The organism is Nonomuraea sp. CX421, from assembly GCF_059358955.1.
On the sequence record NZ_JCADBK010000001.1, the window covers coordinates 395,637 to 412,535 of the forward strand.

The window sequence follows — 16,899 nt, forward strand, 5'->3', positions numbered from 1 at the left end:
CCGAGCGCCCGCTGGAGCCGAGATGAGCACGCCCCCCGCCGGCCGCCTGGAGCCGAGATGAGCACGCCGCCCGGCGTCCGCCTGGAGCAGCATCACGAGACGGGAGACACCATGCCTTCCCCCGCGACCTCCCCCGCGGAGTCCCTCACGACGGCTCCCTCGCCGCGGCGCACGCTGAAGCTGACCGAGCGCGAGTCCCTCGACCTCCTCCGCAGCGTCACGCTGGGCCGGGTCGTCTTCACCCAGCAGGCGCTGCCCGCGATCCGCCCGGTGAACCACATCGTCGACGAGGAAGCGGTGATCATCCGCAGCCATCTGGGGGCCGCCATCGTCTCCCATTCGGCGGTACGGGGCGGCGCGGTCGTCGCCTACGAGGCCGAGGACCTGGATCCGGTCGAGCACGTGGGCTGGAGCGTCATCGTCACCGGCACCGCCCGGCTCGTCACCGAGCCCGCCGCCGTCACCCGGTACCGGAAGCTGCTCAGGCCCTGGGTCGAGCCCGAGATGGACCAGGTCATCTCCATCCAGATCGAGATGATCAGCGGGATCCGGCTGGTCGACGGGCGGCGCCAGGACTGATCGACCGGCCGGGCCGGGGTGGTCGATGGGCGGGGCCCGGCTGGTCGACGGGCGGATCCGGGTGAAAGTTTCACCGCGCGTTGCCGGTCCGGTTCGTACGTGTTTCAATGCGTTCGCGCGACTGCTGCCGGGCGGGTAGGTCGTGGGCGGGTTCCTCTGTCGTTCGAACAAGGGAATCCCCATGAGACTCTTCCGGTCGGCGGCCCTCGTGGCCGCGCTGGCCGTGGCCCTGGTCACCACCGCCCTGATGATCCCGCGTCAGGCCCAGGCCCACGGCGTCACGATGTTCCCCGGCGCCCGTACCTTCCTGTGCTGGCAGGACGGGCTCCGGGACAACGGGCAGATCATCTCCTACAACCCCGCGTGCGCGGCGGCCGTCGCGCAGAGCGGCACCACTCCGCTGTACAACTGGTTCGCCGTGCTGCGCTCCGACGGCGGCGGCCGGACCTCGGGGTTCATCCCCGACGGGCAGCTCTGCAGCGGCGGCACCGGCGGGCCGTACGACTTCAGCGCCTACAACGCGGTCCGCTCCGACTGGCCGCTGACCCACCTGACCTCGGGCGCCACCATCCAGGTCAAGCACAGCAACTGGGCCTCGCACCCGGGCTCGTTCGTCTACTACGTCACCAAGAACGGCTGGAACCCCAACGGGCCGCTGAAGTGGTCCGACCTGGAGTCGTTCGGCAGCGTGACCGACCCGCCGCAGTCCGGCGGGCCGGGCGGGCTCAACTACTACTACTGGAACGTCCAACTGCCGTCCGGGAAGACCGGCCGACACATGATCTACATCCACTGGATCCGCGCCGACAGCCAGGAGAACTTCTACAGCTGCTCCGACGTCGTCTTCGACGGCGGCAACGGCGAGGTCACCGGCGTCGGCCCGGGCGGCACGTCCTCGCCGACCCCGACCGTCACGCCCACGGTCACACCCACCGCGACCCCGACGGTGACGCCCACCGGCGGCGGGTGCGCCGCCACCTGGCGCACCATCGCCACCCCGAACTGGCCGGGCCACTTCCAGGCCGAGGTGACCGTGCGCAACCAGGGGGCGAGCACGCTGAACGGCTGGACGGTCCGCTGGACGTACGGTGGCGGCCAGGGGTTCGACGGCTCGCCCTGGAACGGCGTGCTGACCGGGCAACCGCCGTCCGTGACGGTCAAGAACGCCGCGTACAACGGGCAGCTCGCGGCGAACTCGACCACCACGTTCGGGTTCAACGCCACGGGCACCGCTCCGGATCCCGCGCCCGCGCTGACCTGCTCAAGCCCGTAGGCGTCGGCGCATGACGACGGAAGTTCGCCGGCCGGCGCCGCGCCGGACGAGGACGGTGGTGGCCGCCGCCGTGGCCCTGGCCGTCCTCGCCGGGGCGGCGCTGGTCGTCCACCTGCACCTGTCCGGGCGGCAGGAGCTGCGCGCGCGGCTCACCGACCGGGTGACGGCCCTGCTGGAGCGGGCCTCACCAGCCGAGCACCACGAGCACGGGCACGAGTTCGGGCCGGACGCCGGGCGCGTGGTGTGCGCGGTGGACGTGTTCGGCACCGACCCGGCCGACGCCGGCACGGTGGCGGAGGTGACGTGGGTCTACGCGCACCACATGTGCGCGATCACCGGCCCGGGCGCCGGATGGTCGGTCTCGGTGCGCGCGTCCGGCCCGATCGCCGTCCGGCTGGGCACCTCCGACCGGGTACGGGTGCCGCAGTCCGGCGCCGGTTACCCGGAACGGGTCCGGGAGCTCATCCCCGAGCGCTATCACGACGAGGCGTTCGGCGGTTTCGGCGACGAGGACGCGATCGAGGCGGCCCGCGAGAGATTCGTCCGGGCGACCCGCTGACGGATCCGGGCGACCCGCTGACCGACATGCGAGGCGGCGGCCCGTGGAGCGGCGGGAGGCCGGGACCCGGCACGCGGAACGCGGCCGGCGGGGAGAGGAGGGGTTCTCCCCACCGGCCGCGTCAGCCACCCGGGCGGGATGGTGTCGTGGAACGGTCGCACGACGGTTGGCGGCGTCACCTCCTCACGGGACATACGTGTGGGAGCGCTCCCAACAGGGTCTTGGCACGCGGTGGCGGATGTCAACGCACGCCGTCCTGACGGCCCCTCCCGCACGCCTCATCAGCCCTCCGACATGAAACTTTCAGCCGGCCGGAGCCGCTCGGGACAGCCGCGCGGATCAGATCAGCCGGTGACTCCCTGGGCCACCTGCTGCTCATCGGGTGAGCCGCGACCGAGGGACGGCGTCAGCCCGGCGCGGGCGAGTCGTGCTCGGCGTGCGCCCTGCGGAGCAGGTCCATCAGCTTGTCCTCGTCGCGGATCCTGGCCCGATACTTCTCCGGCAGCTTGCGGATCGCGGCCTCCTCCGCGAGCAGGTCGCGGAAGATCTCCTCGCGCCGGACCGGGTCGCGTTCGACGTACAGGTACTCGGTGGCATGGCGGCGCGCGCAGGACACCGCGTTCTGCGCGCGTCCCTTGGCGCTGACCAGGGAGGCGATCACGGTGACGACGAGGACTCCGATGATGACCGCGAGGGACAGCCCGGTGCTGATCTCGACCACCTTCACCGGCTCGCCGTCGTTGATGAACGGCACGTTGTTCTCGTGCAGGGCGTGCAGGATCAGCTTCACGCCGATGAAGGCGAGGATGGCGGCCAGCCCGATGGCCAGGTAGATGAGCCGGTCGAGCAGCCCGTCGATGAGGAAGTACAGCTGGCGCAGCCCGACCAGGGCGAACGCGGTGGCGGTGAAGACCAGGTAGACGTTCTGGGTCAGGCCGAAGATGGCCGGGATGGAGTCGAGCGCGAAGAGCAGGTCGGTGCCGCCGATCGCGATCATGACCAGCAGCATCGGGGTCATGACCCGCTTGCCGTTGGCGACCGTGAAAAGCTTGTCGCCGTCGTAGGTGTCGGAGGCGGGCAGCGTCTTGCGGGCGACGCGGACGACCAGGTTGTCCGACGAGTGGCCCTCCTCGCTCTCGGGCTTGAGCAGCTGGCCGGCGGTGATCAGCAGGATGAGGCCGAAGAGGTAGAACACCCACGCGAACGTGTTGATCAGCGCGGCGCCGAGGAAGATGAACCCGGTCCGGGCGACCAGCGCGAAGACGATGCCGAAGAGCAGCACCTTCTGCTGGGAGGCCCGGGGCACCTTGAAGCTCGACATGATGACGAGGAAGACGAACAGGTTGTCGACCGAGAGCGCCTTCTCCGTCACGTAACCGGCGAAGTACTGAACACCCATCTCGGCGTCGCCGAAGAACCACACGCCGACCCCGAAGAGCAGGGCGACGCCCACGTAGCCGGCCGACCACCACGCGGCCTCGGAGAGTGTCGGAGCGTGCGCCTTGCGCACGTGGAAGACGAAGTCGAACACGAGCAGGCCGGCGATCCCGATGACCGTCAGCCACCAGACGACAGCGGGTACGTCCATTTCACGACTCCATGGTTCGGCTGCGACCCGCCTTGATCGGGTTTGCTCCGCGTCTGTTACCCGGCGAACATCCCCTCAAGCAGCGCGCACTCTCCGGCCGGATCGGGGATGACTCTTTGCTCTCGGGGCATCGGACCTTGATGACCGGGTGGGAAGAGGCCCATCGAGGGAGAGGAAACCGGGGACATGACTGACAATCCGAGCACAGGATCCCACCTGGGCGGCAAGCGCGAGGTGCTGACCAACCGGCAGGGACATCCGGTCTACGACAACCAGAACCAGCGGACCGTGGGCGCGCGCGGGCCGGCGACGCTCGAGAACTACCAGTTCCTCGAGAAGATCAGCCACTTCGACCGTGAGCGGATCCCCGAGCGCGTGGTCCATGCCCGCGGGGTCACCAGCCACGGCTTCTTCGAGGCGTACGGCAGACTCGGCGACGAGCCGATCAGCCGCTACACCCGAGCGAAGATCTTCCAGGAGGAGGGCAAGCGCACCGATGTCGCGGTCAGGTTCTCCACGGTCATCGGCGGGCGCGACTCGGCGGAGACCGCCCGCGACCCGCGCGGCTTCGCGATCAAGTTCTACACCGAGGACGGCAACTGGGACCTGGTCGGCAACAACCTCGCCGTCTTCTTCATCAGGGACGCGATCAAGTTCCCCGACGTCATCCACGCGCTCAAGCCGGATCCGGTGACCTTCAGGCAGGAGCCCGCGCGGATCTTCGACTTCATGTCGCAGACGCCCGAGAGCATGCACATGCTGGTCAACCTGTTCAGCCCGCGCGGCATCCCGGCTGACTACCGGCACATGCAGGGCTTCGGCGTCAACACCTACAAATGGGTCAACCAGCAGGGCGAGACGGTCCTGGTCAAGTATCACTGGATGCCCAAGCAGGGCGTACGCAGCATGACCGAGGCCGACGCGGCGGCCGTACAGGCGAACGACCTCGGGCACGCGACCAGAGACCTGCACGAGGCGATCGACCGCGGCGACTACCCCGAGTGGGAGCTGCTGGTGCAGGTCATGAGCGACGACGAGCACCCCGAGCTGGACTTCGACCCGCTCGACGACACCAAGGTGTGGCCCGAGAACGAGTTCCCGGCCCGGCCGGTCGGCCGCATGGTGCTCAACCGCAACGTGGACAACAACTTCGCCGAGAACGAGCAGATCTCCTTCGGCACCGGCGTGCTCATCGACGGCCTGGACTTCTCCGACGACAAGATGCTGGTCGGCCGGACGTTCTCCTACAGCGACACCCAGCGCTACCGGGTCGGCCCCAACTACCTGCAGTTGCCGATCAACCAGGCGCGCAACTCTCCGGTACGCACCAACCAGCGCGACGGCCAGATGACCTACTTCGTCGACACCGCAGGGGAGAGCCCGCACATCAACTACGAGCCGTCGCTGGTCGACGGGCTACGCGAGGCCGACTACCCGACCGTGGACGAGCAGGGCCCGGTCATCTCCGGACGGCTCACCCGCAAGCGCATCCCGCGGACCAACGATTACGTCCAGGCGGGTCAGCGCTACCTGCTGATGGAGCAGTGGGAGCGCGACGACCTGGTGGACAACTTCATCACCGCGCTCAAGCAGTGCGACCCGCGCGTCCAGGAGCGGATGGTCTGGCACTTCCTGCTCGTGGAGGACGACCTCGGCCTGCGCGTCGGCGAGGGGCTCGGCATCCGTCCCGAGGACGTCGCCGACCTCCCGCCGCTCGACACGCAGACCCTGACCGACGAGGAGCGGGCACGCCTGTCGAACCTGGGCGCCAACGGGCCGCGCGACGTCAGCGACCTGAAGATGACGCACTGCGTGCCCAACGAGCGGGCCGCTCACGCCGGATAGCTCCTCACGTGGGCCCGGCCGTCGCGCCCGGCGGCGCGGGCCCGCCACGTTCGACGACCCCGCGAGAGGAACACCATGCCCGAGTCCCCCGTCATGCCGGAGACCATGGAAGAGACCGATGTCGTCGATCTGCTGGTGGCCCAGCATGTGATGATCCAGGACCTCTTCGACGAGGTCGAGCGGGCGTCCGCCGGCCACCGGGACGAGTCGTTCACCCGCCTGGTGCGGCTGCTGGCCGTACACGAGACCATCGAGGAGCAGATCGTCCACCCTTACGCCCGGCTGGTGCTCCATGACGGCGACGCGGTCGTCGACGAGCGCCTGACCGAGGAGAGGGAGGCCAAGGAGCTGCTGAGGGACCTGGACCGGACGGGGCCGGACGCCCGCGGATTCGAGACGCGCCTCGCCGCACTGCGCGCCGCCGTCACCGAGCACGCCCGCAACGAGGAGAGGGTCGAGTTCCCGAGGCTGCGCGCCACCACGTCGGTGGCCCAGCGCCGGGCGCTGGCGGCCTGGGTCAAGGCCGCCGCCGCGCTGGCGCCGACCCATCCCCATCCGGGGATCGAGTCGGCGGTGACCAACATGGTGCTCGGCGCTCCCATCGCGATGATGGACCGGGCTCGCGACCTGATCCGCCAGGCGATGGCCGAGCAGGACTGACCACTGGTCGGACCAGCCGCTGGTCGGACGAGCCGCTGGTCCGACTGGCCGCTGGTCCGACAGCCGCTAGTCCGACAGCCCGGCGCGCAGTTGGGAGAGGACGTTGCGCAGGATGCGGGAGACGTGCATCTGCGAGATGCCGAACTCCGCGGCGATCTCCGACTGCGTCATGTTGCCGTAGAAGCGCAGCAGGAGGATCTTCTTCTCCCGCGCGGGCAGGGAGTCGATGAGCGGTTTCACGGCGTGCTTGTCGATCAGGACGCTGAGCGAGTGGTCTTCCTCGGGGATGACGTCCCCGAGCGTGGCGTCGTCGTCGGGGCCGCCCAGCGGGGCGTCGAGCGACAGGGTGCTGTAGGCGGCCGACGCGTCGAGCGTCAGCAGCACGTCCTCCTGCGAGATGTTCATCCGGGCCGCCAGCTCGGCGACGGTCGGCGCCCGGCCGAGGTCCTGGGAGAGGTCGGAGCTGAGCTTGTTGAGCTCGGAACGGCGCTCCTGGTAGACGCGGGGCACCCTGATGGCCCAGGTGCGGTCCCGGAAGTGGCGCTTGACCTCGCCCGTCATGGTGACGACCGCGTATCCCCTGAACTCGTGGCCGAGGGAGGCGTCGAAGCCGTTGATCGCCTTCATCAGGCCCACGTACGCGGCCTGGAGCAGATCCTCCATGGGCTCGCCCCGGTAGCGGTAGCGCCGGGCGATCTCGTGCGCGAGCCGGTCGTGCATCTCCACCAACCGCTCACGCAACCGCTCGCGGGCGCTCTCGGGCGTATCCGGGTTGACCATCTCGGTGAGGAGTTGTTCGGCGGTCATTTCGGTGAGCACGAGTTCCTGGACAGCCATACCTGCTCCTTGTTCAGCGGGCGGCCACATGCAGGAAAAGTCCAGGCAGAAGCACGCCTCACCCATTCTCGAGGCGAAGCCCTCTGCTGGACTTCGATAGGTATATACCCCTTTCTCGCAGAATATTCCGCCGACTTTGGCGGCGAAGCGGAGGGGGCATGTCAGGCCGTCCCGCTTCTCTTTCCCGGGCGGGCCGTATACCGTCGCCAAGACTGAGGTGTTCGGGCAGTCGAAGGCGGCGAGTCGGTGCGGTCGTGGGCGCGGTTACCGGTCGGCCGGCCAGTATGGCTCGACGGTGCCGACACCGAGGCCGTCGCGCTGGCGACCGACCCCCTGCCTGACGACGCCCCCGCGCTCGTCACCTACCTGCCCGCCGACGCGCGCTCCACCACCGGCTTCGTCGCCGCCGTGCTGTGCGAGCTCCAGCGCACCGCCGTCGCGTTGTTCCCCGCCTGGCTGCCCGGCGCCGAAGGGCTCGACGGGCCGGGAGGCGCGGGCATGGCCGCCGTACGCACGCTGGCTCTGCGCCGGGCGTCGGCCAGCGACCACTTCGGGCCGTTCCTGGCCGAGCTGGCCGAGCTGGCGCTGGCCGGCCGGCCTGACGCGCCCAGCGGGTTCTCCCCCGAGACGCGGGCCGCCGGGCTGGCCCGAGTGATCGCCACCAGCTTCGGCAGGTCACGCGCGGCACTCCTGGTCGACGTGCCAGCCGGGCTCTCACCGGCCGGCCAGGAGGTGCTCGTCGCGGGTTGCGAGTGGCTCGCCCAGCGCGGCGAGCTGGGTGTCTGGCTGACCGGCGCCCCACTCGACACCGACCGCGTCCAGCACGTGACACCTCCACTCGACACCGACCGCGTCCAGCACGTGACACCTCCACTCGACACCGACCGCGTCCAGCACATGACACCTCCACTCGACACCGACCGCGTCCAGCACATGACACCTCCACTCGACACCAAGCGCATCCAGCACATGACACCTCCACTCGACGGCGATGAGGGGCGGCCGCGCGTGAGTTATCCGGCGGTGGCCGGGCGGCCGCATCCGGGGAGCCGGAGCGAGCAGGCGCTGGAGGCCGCGCTGGCGCGGTACGCGTGGGCCGCCGGACGGGCCTGGAACCAGACCTACCGGCCGCACCCCCTGGCCGCCCCGGTGCGGGTCGACCTCCTGTGGCAGGACGAACGGTGCGTCGTCGAGATCGACGGCCCGGAGCACCGCCACCCCCGCACGTTCGACGAGGACCGGCGGCGCGATGTACGCCTCCAGCTCGCCGGTTACGCCGTACTCCGCTTCACCGATTCCCATGTGTTGACCGACCCGCAAGCCGTGGTCCGCCAGATCGAGCTGTATCTCAGCCGTCGCCGTGGAACACCGGAAGGATGACCGATGTCAGAGCGCGCACTGTCGCTCCCCGAATTCTCCGCCCTGGTCGTGCTGGCCGTGGAGGCCTGTGAGATCTCCAACAGCGAGCTCAAGGAGCGCTGCGGGCTGACGATCGACGGTGCGAAACGGCGCAGACTCAACGAGCTCAAACTGGTCGACAGCTGGAAGCAGGGGCGCACGTTCGTCCACGTGCTGACCGACTCCGGCTGGGCCCGCCTGGCCGAGGACCTCCGCGCCGGCCGGGTCCCGGCGTTCACCGGATCGTCGGGGGTGCTGGCACGGGCGCTGCTCGGCTGGCTGCCCGCCTTCCTGGAGCGCACCAACCAGCGACTCGCCGACGTCTTCCAGCCCGCCGAGGTCGAGGCGGGACAGGCTCCGGCCGGAGAGGTTCCGACCGGTGAGGTTCCGACCGAGGAGGTCCTGCGCGGGAAGGGCCCGGGCGAGGAGCCAGGCGAGCTGGAGGCGCGCGTCCGCGCCGCCTACGCCGAGCTGGCCGCCGAGCCCGGCGCCTGGGTCAGCCTGACGAGGCTCCGCCCGCTCCTGGGCGACGCGCCGAGGCAGCGGGTCGACGAGACCCTCGTACGGATGGAGCGGCTGGCCGACGTCAACCTCGTCCCCGAGTCCAACCAGAAGGCTCTCACGGCGCAGGATCGGGAGGCGGCCGTCATCATCGGAGACCAGGACAAGCACCTGCTCTGGATCGGCAAGCCGTGACGGCCCCAGGCGCCGACGCCCTGGAGGCACTCAGCTTCAACTACACCGAAGGCGCCGACGACGTGTGGCGGCACTCGGACTTCCACGTGGAGGGCCTGCACGGCGCGTCCACGAAGGTGCTGCTCGACGGCCTGGCCGAGGCCGGGAGCCGGCCCGACGCCAGCCCCATCGGCGTGGTCGTGCAGGGCCAGCGCGGCGCGGGCAAGACGCACCTGCTCGGCTGGATGCGCGAGCGGACGCAGCGGGAGGGGGGCTACTTCGTCCTGGCCGGTCTGCTGGACGCCAAGGGCTTCTGGGAGAGCATGGTCGTGTCCCTCCTCGACAGCCTCGCCCGTGAGGACGCGAACGGGGAGAGCCAGCTCAAGGTGTTCCTGTCCCGTCTGGCGGCGGTGGCGGACGTGCCGAGGATGGTACGACGGGCGGTGACCGGAAAGAAGTCCGTCACCCGGGAGGAACTCGAAACGTTCGTCGGCGCGCTCCGCCGCTTCGACCGGAAGGTCGGCAGCCTGGCCCAGGACGCCGCGCGGGCGCTCGTGCTCTACGCCTCCGACGACCTCGGCCTGCAGGACCTCGGCGAGGCGTACCTGTCGTCGGTGCCCGAGGGCGAGCCGGGCGAGCGCGCGCGGTGGGGCATCAGGCAGGTCGACCGGACCCCGCAGGAGATCGTCAGGGACATCTCGCACCTGCTCGCGCTCACCGGCCCCACGGTCGTCGCCGTGGACCAGATCGACGCGCTGGTGGCCCAGTCGCTGACGTCGACGGATCCCACGACGGTCCACGACGCCGCCGAACGTCTCATGATCGAGCGGATCGCCGGCGGCCTGATGGCCCTGCGCGAATACACCCGCCGCACCCTCACCGTCGTGTCCTGCATCCCCGCGACGTGGACCCTCATCGAGAAGGTGGCGACCGACACGGTCCGCGACCGCTTCCGGCAGGCCGCGCCGTTGATGACCATCCCCGACGCCGAGACCGGACGCCGGCTGGTGGCCAGACGGTTCGAGGTGCAGTACCAGGCGGCCGGGATCGAGCCGCCGTACCCGACGTGGCCGGTGCGGCCCTCGGCCTTCGAGGACGCCCCCGGCTTCACCCCGCGTCAGCTGCTCATCCGGATCGACGGGCATGTCCAGGCCTGCCTGAACGACGGTGAGGTCAGGGAGCTGGACGGCTTCCGGCGCACCACCCCGGCCCCGGCGGCGCCTGCCACCGACGTCGCCCAGCTCGCCGACGCGGAGCTCGCCGACATCGACGCCCTGTACGCCAAGCTGCGCGACGCCGTGGCCCGGCCCGTGCCGGACTCGGCCACCGAGGACGCGATCATGCCCGCCCTGCTGTCGGCCGGGCTGTCGGCCTGGATCGCCGAGCAGGGCGACGCGGGGCGCGAGTTCAGCCAGGACCCTCCGCCCAGCTCCAAGCCGCCCCTGCACGCGCGGCTGCGCCGGACCCTCGACGAGGCCACCGAGGACGAGATGCACTGGGGGTTCCGCGCGGTCGGCGCGGAGAACGCCGTCGCGGCGCTGAACCGGGTGCGCAAGGCGGCCGTCGCCGCCGGGCTGGACGCCGAGGTCCCCAAGCGGCGGTTGTTCGTGCTGCGGAACACCCCGTGGTCGAGGGGGCCTCGCACCAGGGAGGTCATCGAGGCGTTCGAGCGCGCGGGCGGGCGGACACTGGCCCTGGGCGACGACGACCTGCGGGAGCTGGCCGTGCTCAAGGAGCTGCTCGCGGCCGGGCCGCCGCACCTGGCCGCCTGGCTGGTCTCCCGCCGGCCCACCCGGCAGATCGCCTTCCTCACCGAGGCCCTCTCCGCCCCATGGACCGTTCCCGCTCGTCCCGAACCCGTTCAGTCCGGATCGGCGGGCTTCGGACGGGCGGAGGCGGAGGCGCGGATCGTGGTCGGGCGGGCCGTGGAGGGCGGCGCGCCGGCGAGTGTCGAGCTGGAGGCACTCAGGAAGCACACCGCGATCTTCGCCGGCTCCGGGTCGGGCAAGACGGTGCTCATCCGGCGGTTGATCGAGGAGTGCGCCCTGCGAGGGGTGTCGTCCATCGTCCTCGACCCGAACAACGACCTGGCCCGGCTGGGCGACAGGTGGCCGGCGCCACCGGCGCACTGGGAGGACGGCGACGCGCGCCGGGCCGACGAGTACCTGGCGAACACCGACGTGATCGTCTGGACCCCGAGACGAGCGGCGGGAAGGCCGCTGAGCTTCCACCCGTTGCCCGACTTCGCCGACGTGGCCGACGATCCCGACGAGTTCGCCGAGGCCGTGGAGGCGGCCATGGCCTCGATCGTGCCCCGGATCAAGCTCAACGCCTCCACCGGCAAGGCGCAGCTCGGCCAGGCGGTGCTCAGGAAGGCGCTCGAGCACTACGGCCGCTCCGGCGGGACGCGCCTCAGGGGCCTGGTCGCGTTGCTGTCCGAGTTGCCCGAGGGCGTGAGCGAGCTGGCCGACGCCCCGCGCATCGCGGCCGGCCTGGCCCAGTCGCTGACGGCGGCGATGGACAACGACCCGCTGTTCGGTGGCGAGGGCGAGCCGGTGGACCCCGGCCTGCTGCTCACCCCGCCTCCGGGCAAGCGGGCCCGCGTCTCGGTGATCAGCCTGGCCGGGCTTCCGGCCGACGAGCAGCGGCAGAGCTTCGTCGGCCGGCTCCAGATGGCGCTGTTCGCCTGGATCAAGAAGCACCCCGCCGGTGACCGGCCGCTCGGCGGCCTGTTCGTGATGGACGAGGCACAGACGTTCGCCCCGGCCGTCGGAGGCGCGACCGCCTGCCTGCGCAGCACGCTGGCGCTCGCCTCCCAGGCCCGTAAGTACGGCCTCGGCCTCGTCTTCGCCACCCAGGCGCCCAAGGGGCTGCACAACCAGATCCCCGGCAACGCCGCGACCCAGTTCTTCGGCCTGCTGAACGCGCCGATCCAGATCAACACGGCCAAGGAGATGGCCCAGGCCAAAGGCGGAAGCGTGCCCGAGATATCCCGTTTGACCTCCGGTGAGTTCTACCTCGCGCCGGAGGGTCGCGCCTTCGTCAAGACGCGGGTCCCCATGTGCCTGAGCCACCACCCCAAGACCCCGCTCACCACCGAGGAGGTCATCGCTAGAGCGGCGGCGTCCGCGTCATGACCCCCACCCAGCTGCGCGCGTACGCCGCCGTGGTGCGTCTGGGCTCGGTCAAGCTGGCCGCCGCGGAGCTCGACGTCTCCGAGGCCGCCGTCTCCCTGCACATCGGGCAGCTGCGCAAGGAGTTCGGCGACCGGCTGTTCGCCAGGACCGCCTCCGGGCTCGCGTTCACGCCCGGCGGGCTGCGGCTGGCCAGCCGCGCGGCAGAGCTGCTCAGCCTGCAGGAACGCACGATCATCGAGGTCGGCCAGGCGGCCCAGGGCCGCAGACTGCTGCGGGTCGCCGCGTCGAGCCTGTTCGCCGAGCACGCCGCGCCCGGACTGATCGGGCTGTTCGCCGGACGGGCCGCCGACCTGGACGTGGAGCTGAGCGTGCACGACCCGAGGCAGTTCGGCGCGCTGCTGCACTCGCGGACCGTCGACGTGGCGATCGGCCCCAACCCGGGCAACGTGGACGGCTCCCTGGTCTCCAAGCCGTTCCTCAACTATCAGATCGTGGTGGTCTGCGGGCCCGACCACCCGTTCGCCGGCCGCGACGTCGGTTTTCACCAGTTGCGCGAGCAGATGTGGCTGCTCGGCCCGTCGGCCGCGACCGACCTCGGCGCCGTGCCCACCATGCTGCGCAGGCTCAACGTGCCGGAGGAGCACCAGCAGATCTACCAGAGCCACGCGGCGGCGCTGGAGGAGGCCAAGCGCGGCAGCGGAGTCGCGGCGGCGATCTCGTTCGCGGTGGGACCGGACCTGGCCAACGGCCGGCTGACCCGCGTCACCGGCCAGTCACTCCGCTTCGACGGCACCTGGGTGACGCTCACGCTGGCCGAACGCGGCGCTCCCCCGGCGGCGGCCGAACTCGTCAGGTTCGTCACCAGCCCGCGCGCCACCCAGGCCATGCTGCGCGGCCCGGGCGTGAACGTCGGCCGCTTCCGCCCGTCCATCCACATCACGCTCTGGAGCTAGCCTCGGCGTGTCCCGCCACCTGGGACCTGCCCCCCACGACTCGGGACGACCGTCGTCCGCGCATCGGTCAGGATGCATCGGCCAGGATCCGCCCGTTTCCCGACATGCCATCTGACAGCGATTTACAGACGCCTCATAAAATCGTTGATCCTTACGAGTCGGACAGGTAGCGTCTACGATCAGTGGCGATCACTTGTTCGAATTATCGCCACACTCCTACGAGTAAATCTGGAGATGGTGAGATGAAGCGAACATTGAGCGTATTAGCCGTGAGCCTTCTGGTCTCCGGTATCGTGGCCGCACCGGCCGGGGCCTCCAGCGTGAAGACCGATCCTCTGGCCTCTTCTCAAGCGGCCGCTGTTGAGGTAGCGACGTTCTGGCTTGGCGATGGCGGCACCAACCTGACGAACGCCACCCCGTACAACGTTCAGACCGCCGTCGACCGGGTCAATCCCGTCGGCACCATTCCCGTGGATACCAAACCCGGCCATATCCCGCCGTCGCCCCCGTCCACCACCGGCGTAGCGAACGCTAAAACGCCCGCCACCTCGGGCAAGGTGTTCTTCGTCGGCGCCGACGGTCAGCCACATTGGTGCACGGGCACCGCCGTACAGTCGCAGTACCGCAACCTCGTGGCTACCGCAGCGCACTGCGTGTACGACACCCAGCGCCCTGGCGTCACCCTCGACAAGTGGGTCTTCATCCCCGGCTACTCCGACGGCACGACTCCGTCGGGTCTCTACGTCGGAAAGCTGGTTTTCGGCCACTACGACTTCCTTACGTACAACGACTACGACCGCGACTACGCCTTCGTCAACGTCTACAGCGGCGTCGTCTCCTCCACTTCAGATGGATTGACCAACTTCGGCAGGCTGGTCGACAACGTCGGTGGACAGGGCGTGGCCTGGAACCAGCCGCTGGGCTCCTCGGTCGACGTCTTCGGCTACCCGGCCGGCCCTCATCCCGACGGCAAGCGGCCTTACACGGGTGAGACCATCGAATCGTCCAGCGGTCGCACGAGCGCCGCAAGTGTCCCCAGCTTGAAGGCCGAGGAGTTCGTCGCCGTCAAGTCTCCGTTCACCGGCGAAGGCGCCCTCGGCTCCTCCTGGATGTTGCGCTATGACAACGGCAGCCGCCTGGGCTACCTCAACGGCATCACCGTCAGCGTCGCCGACACCGATGGCAACCTGCGTTACGACACGAGCCTCTCCGCATACTTCGATGGCGAACTGGCGGACATCTACTCTGCCGCCAGCGCGTCGTGGAGCGGCTCGGTCCTGCCCGGGTAATCCTCAGGAGGGGCGCCACGGCGTCCGTGAAGTCGAGCACGGTGGCGGCCAGCACCATGCTGCGGGTATCTGCGCGACCTGGACCTGGTGGTCGTCCGGGCCGGTGGCCTAGCGGTCTTCGGGTGGAGGCGTGCTCGTTCAGCCTTCCGCCGGGATACGTATCACCCGGACATCGATCCGGTACGCCAGGTGGCACACCACCGCGTTCGTGTGGTCACGCAGGCCGGCGGCCAGGAGCAGGTCCCGCTGGGTGTGCAGGATCCGGTAGCGGGGATGGGTCGGCACCACGCCCGGGATGACCACGATGAGCCATCTGCCGGACGCCTCCTTGCGCTTGACGTACTCGATGACGGGGCGGACCACCGTGTGGCGGGGGCTCTCGATGACCTCCAGGTCGACTCCCGGGTTCCAGTCGTCCCATCTCCCGCGGATGTCCTCGGTGGTCTCGGAGCTGTCGGAGGCGGCGACCGCGATGACCTCGTGGCCGAAGGCCAGCGCCGTGCTGAGCGCCTTCTCCGTCAGCGCGCTGACCGCGTGCGTCGGGCTGATCGGGACGATGACCAGCGCGGACGACGGATCGGGAGCGTGCGGAACCGGCTGGGGCCTGCCCCGTTGGAGCGCCTCGTCGACCTTGGTGTAATAACGCTGGATCCGGCTGAACATCAGCATGAGCAGGGGCACCACCACCACGACCACCCAGGCGCCCTCGGTGAACTTCGAGAAGAGCAGCACCAGGGCGGCGATGGCGGTGATCACGGCGCCCACACCGTTGAGCGTCACCTTGCCCACCCACCTCGGCGGGCGCCGTATCGTCCAGTGGCGGACCAGTCCGACCTGGCTGATGGTGAACCCGATGAACACCCCGATGGCGAACATCGGGATGAGCCGCTGGGTGTCGGCGTCGACCGCGATCAGGAGCACCGCGGCCGTGATCGCCACCGCGACGACCCCGTACCGGTGGACGGGCCGCTCGGTGCGCAGCGAGAACAGATGGGGCAGGCGGTTGTCCTTGGCCAGCAGGCTCATCAGCACCGGCAGGCCGCCGAAGCTGGTGTTCGCCGCCAGCCCGAGTGCGAACGCGACGATGATGTTGGCCGCGTAGTACAGCCAGCCCGTGCCGTAGGCGCCGGCCGTGAGCTGGGCGAGGATGGTGACGTCCGCCCGGGGGACCACGCTGTCACGCCGGATGAGGGCGGCCAGCCCGACCAGCATCGTGGCCAGCAGCGCGCCCAGCATCAGCTCCGTCCGCTGGGCACGCCGGACCCTCGGCCGGCGGAACATCGGCACGCCGTTGGCGATGGCCTCCACCCCGGTCAGGGCCGAGCATCCGGAGGAGAACGCCTTCAGGATCAGCAGCACGCTGACCGCCTCGTAGGCCGGCAGCGGCTCCGGTGCCCCGACCACCGCCGCCGGTTGGGTCCGCAGCAGGCCCGCGACCACGATGCCGAGGATGGTCGCGATGAACAGCAGGGTCGGCAGCAGCAGCACTTTCGCGCTGTCCGCGAGGCCGTAGAGGTTCACCGCGGTCAGCACGGCAAGCCCCACCAGGCAGGTTTCGAGAAGGTGCGGGGCGAGGACGGGGAACGCGGAGGCCAGGCTCGCGGCACCCGCCGTCAGGCTGACCGCCACGGTCAGGACGTAGTCCACGATGAGCGCGGCGGCGGCCAGCAGGCTGACCCGCTGACCGAGGTCCTGCTTGGCCACCGCGTACGAGCCGCCGCCGTCCGGATAGGCGGCGATCACCTGGCAGTAGGACGTCACCAGGATGACGAGCAGGAGGGCGATGACGATGGTGATCGGCAAGGTGTAGCCGATGGCGGCGCTGCCCGCGGCGACCAGCACGACGGCGATCGCCTCTGGACCGTAGGCGACGGAGCTGAGCGCGTCGAGGGACAGGGCCACCAGCCCCTGCAGGCTGGTCAGATGCGCCCGGTCACCCTCGCCATGCCGAAGCTGGACCTTCGGCCCCTGCCGGCTGGACAGCAGCCCGCTCGTTGTGGCGACCGCGCGGCCAGCCGGCATAACCCGGTGTCCCGCGTGCCCGTCCGGATCCCCCGTCCGCACAGCCCCGCCCGATCCATCGTCGTGTGCCCCGAACTTCCCCGA

At 70.2% G+C, this 16,899-nt stretch carries 13 protein-coding genes; 10 read left to right on the top strand and 3 right to left on the bottom strand.

Annotated elements, in window-relative coordinates; all coding sequences use genetic code 11:
- The first annotated feature begins 57 nt into the window (after positions 1–57).
- The 3 genes from AC5L3X_RS01835 (at position 58) to AC5L3X_RS01845 (ending at position 2,411) form a co-directional block, all read left to right on the top strand.
- On the top strand, positions 58–579 hold the full coding sequence (locus tag AC5L3X_RS01835; protein ID WP_494854636.1) for a pyridoxamine 5'-phosphate oxidase family protein: 522 nt from the start codon (positions 58–60) through the stop codon (positions 577–579).
- Between the two features lie 181 nt (positions 580–760).
- Positions 761–1,852 carry a lytic polysaccharide monooxygenase auxiliary activity family 9 protein gene (locus AC5L3X_RS01840; RefSeq protein WP_494854637.1) on the top strand — a complete coding sequence of 364 codons (1,092 nt, stop codon included), beginning with the start codon at positions 761–763 and terminating at the stop codon, positions 1,850–1,852.
- 10 nt (positions 1,853–1,862) lie between these two features.
- Positions 1,863–2,411 carry a hypothetical protein gene (locus tag AC5L3X_RS01845; protein ID WP_494854638.1) on the top strand — a complete coding sequence of 183 codons (549 nt, stop codon included), beginning with the start codon at positions 1,863–1,865 and terminating at the stop codon, positions 2,409–2,411.
- Between the two features lie 406 nt (positions 2,412–2,817).
- Here the strand turns inward: AC5L3X_RS01845 and AC5L3X_RS01850 are convergent, their stop codons facing one another.
- Entirely contained in the window at positions 2,818–3,999 is a 1,182-nt protein-coding gene (locus tag AC5L3X_RS01850; protein ID WP_494854640.1) for a TerC family protein, read from the bottom strand.
- A 186-nt stretch (positions 4,000–4,185) separates the two neighbouring features.
- Here AC5L3X_RS01850 and AC5L3X_RS01855 point away from each other — a divergent pair, with 186 nt between their 5' ends.
- Both AC5L3X_RS01855 and AC5L3X_RS01860 read left to right on the top strand, forming a co-directional pair.
- Positions 4,186–5,844: a catalase gene (locus tag AC5L3X_RS01855; RefSeq protein ID WP_494854642.1), complete on the top strand. Its 1,659-nt coding sequence runs from the start codon at positions 4,186–4,188 to the stop codon at positions 5,842–5,844.
- 75 nt (positions 5,845–5,919) lie between these two features.
- A complete protein-coding gene (locus AC5L3X_RS01860) occupies positions 5,920–6,504 on the top strand; it encodes a hemerythrin domain-containing protein (protein ID WP_494854643.1) in 585 nt (194 codons plus the stop codon).
- A 66-nt stretch (positions 6,505–6,570) separates the two neighbouring features.
- On the opposite strand, the gene AC5L3X_RS01865 is transcribed toward AC5L3X_RS01860, so the two are convergent.
- Positions 6,571–7,341, bottom strand: coding sequence for a SigB/SigF/SigG family RNA polymerase sigma factor (locus AC5L3X_RS01865; protein ID WP_189122116.1), 771 nt, complete (start codon positions 7,339–7,341; stop codon positions 6,571–6,573).
- Positions 7,342–7,587: 246 nt separating this feature from the next.
- On the opposite strand from AC5L3X_RS01865, the gene AC5L3X_RS01870 reads away from it, so the two are divergent.
- The 5 genes from AC5L3X_RS01870 to AC5L3X_RS01890 all read left to right on the top strand — a co-directional run bounded on the left by AC5L3X_RS01870 (position 7,588) and on the right by AC5L3X_RS01890 (position 14,793).
- On the top strand, positions 7,588–8,721 hold the full coding sequence (locus AC5L3X_RS01870; protein ID WP_494854645.1) for an endonuclease domain-containing protein: 1,134 nt from the start codon (positions 7,588–7,590) through the stop codon (positions 8,719–8,721).
- Between the two features lie 3 nt (positions 8,722–8,724).
- Positions 8,725–9,435 carry a hypothetical protein gene (locus AC5L3X_RS01875; protein WP_494854646.1) on the top strand — a complete coding sequence of 237 codons (711 nt, stop codon included), beginning with the start codon at positions 8,725–8,727 and terminating at the stop codon, positions 9,433–9,435.
- Positions 9,432–12,551, top strand: coding sequence for a helicase HerA domain-containing protein (locus AC5L3X_RS01880; protein ID WP_494854647.1), 3,120 nt, complete (start codon positions 9,432–9,434; stop codon positions 12,549–12,551). The genes AC5L3X_RS01875 and AC5L3X_RS01880 overlap by 4 nt, the downstream gene beginning before the upstream one ends.
- The gene (locus AC5L3X_RS01885; RefSeq protein WP_494854649.1) at positions 12,548–13,504 is read left to right on the top strand and encodes a LysR family transcriptional regulator; all 957 of its coding nucleotides are present in this window, start codon (positions 12,548–12,550) and stop codon (positions 13,502–13,504) included. The genes AC5L3X_RS01880 and AC5L3X_RS01885 overlap by 4 nt, the downstream gene beginning before the upstream one ends.
- 269 nt (positions 13,505–13,773) lie before the next feature.
- Positions 13,774–14,793, top strand: coding sequence for a trypsin-like serine peptidase (locus tag AC5L3X_RS01890; RefSeq protein WP_494854650.1), 1,020 nt, complete (start codon positions 13,774–13,776; stop codon positions 14,791–14,793).
- A gap of 138 nt (positions 14,794–14,931) precedes the next feature.
- On the opposite strand, the gene AC5L3X_RS01895 is transcribed toward AC5L3X_RS01890, so the two are convergent.
- Positions 14,932–16,815, bottom strand: a complete 1,884-nt coding sequence (locus AC5L3X_RS01895; protein ID WP_494854652.1) for an APC family permease — start codon at positions 16,813–16,815, stop codon at positions 14,932–14,934.
- Between the last annotated feature and the right edge of the window lie 84 nt (positions 16,816–16,899).

Bases quoted from the DNA above. Each gene is read 5' to 3' on its own strand.
- AC5L3X_RS01835 (WP_494854636.1), top strand. From the start codon at position 58: ATGAGCACGCCGCCCGGCGTCCGCCTGGAGCAGCATCACGAGACGGGA.
- AC5L3X_RS01840 (WP_494854637.1), top strand. From the start codon at position 761: ATGAGACTCTTCCGGTCGGCGGCCCTCGTGGCCGCGCTGGCCGTGGCC.
- AC5L3X_RS01845 (WP_494854638.1), top strand. From the start codon at position 1,863: ATGACGACGGAAGTTCGCCGGCCGGCGCCGCGCCGGACGAGGACGGTG.
- AC5L3X_RS01850 (WP_494854640.1), bottom strand. From the start codon at position 3,999: ATGGACGTACCCGCTGTCGTCTGGTGGCTGACGGTCATCGGGATCGCC.
- AC5L3X_RS01855 (WP_494854642.1), top strand. From the start codon at position 4,186: ATGACTGACAATCCGAGCACAGGATCCCACCTGGGCGGCAAGCGCGAG.
- AC5L3X_RS01860 (WP_494854643.1), top strand. From the start codon at position 5,920: ATGCCCGAGTCCCCCGTCATGCCGGAGACCATGGAAGAGACCGATGTC.
- AC5L3X_RS01865 (WP_189122116.1), bottom strand. From the start codon at position 7,341: ATGGCTGTCCAGGAACTCGTGCTCACCGAAATGACCGCCGAACAACTC.
- AC5L3X_RS01875 (WP_494854646.1), top strand. From the start codon at position 8,725: ATGTCAGAGCGCGCACTGTCGCTCCCCGAATTCTCCGCCCTGGTCGTG.
- AC5L3X_RS01885 (WP_494854649.1), top strand. From the start codon at position 12,548: ATGACCCCCACCCAGCTGCGCGCGTACGCCGCCGTGGTGCGTCTGGGC.
- AC5L3X_RS01895 (WP_494854652.1), bottom strand. From the start codon at position 16,815: ATGCCGGCTGGCCGCGCGGTCGCCACAACGAGCGGGCTGCTGTCCAGC.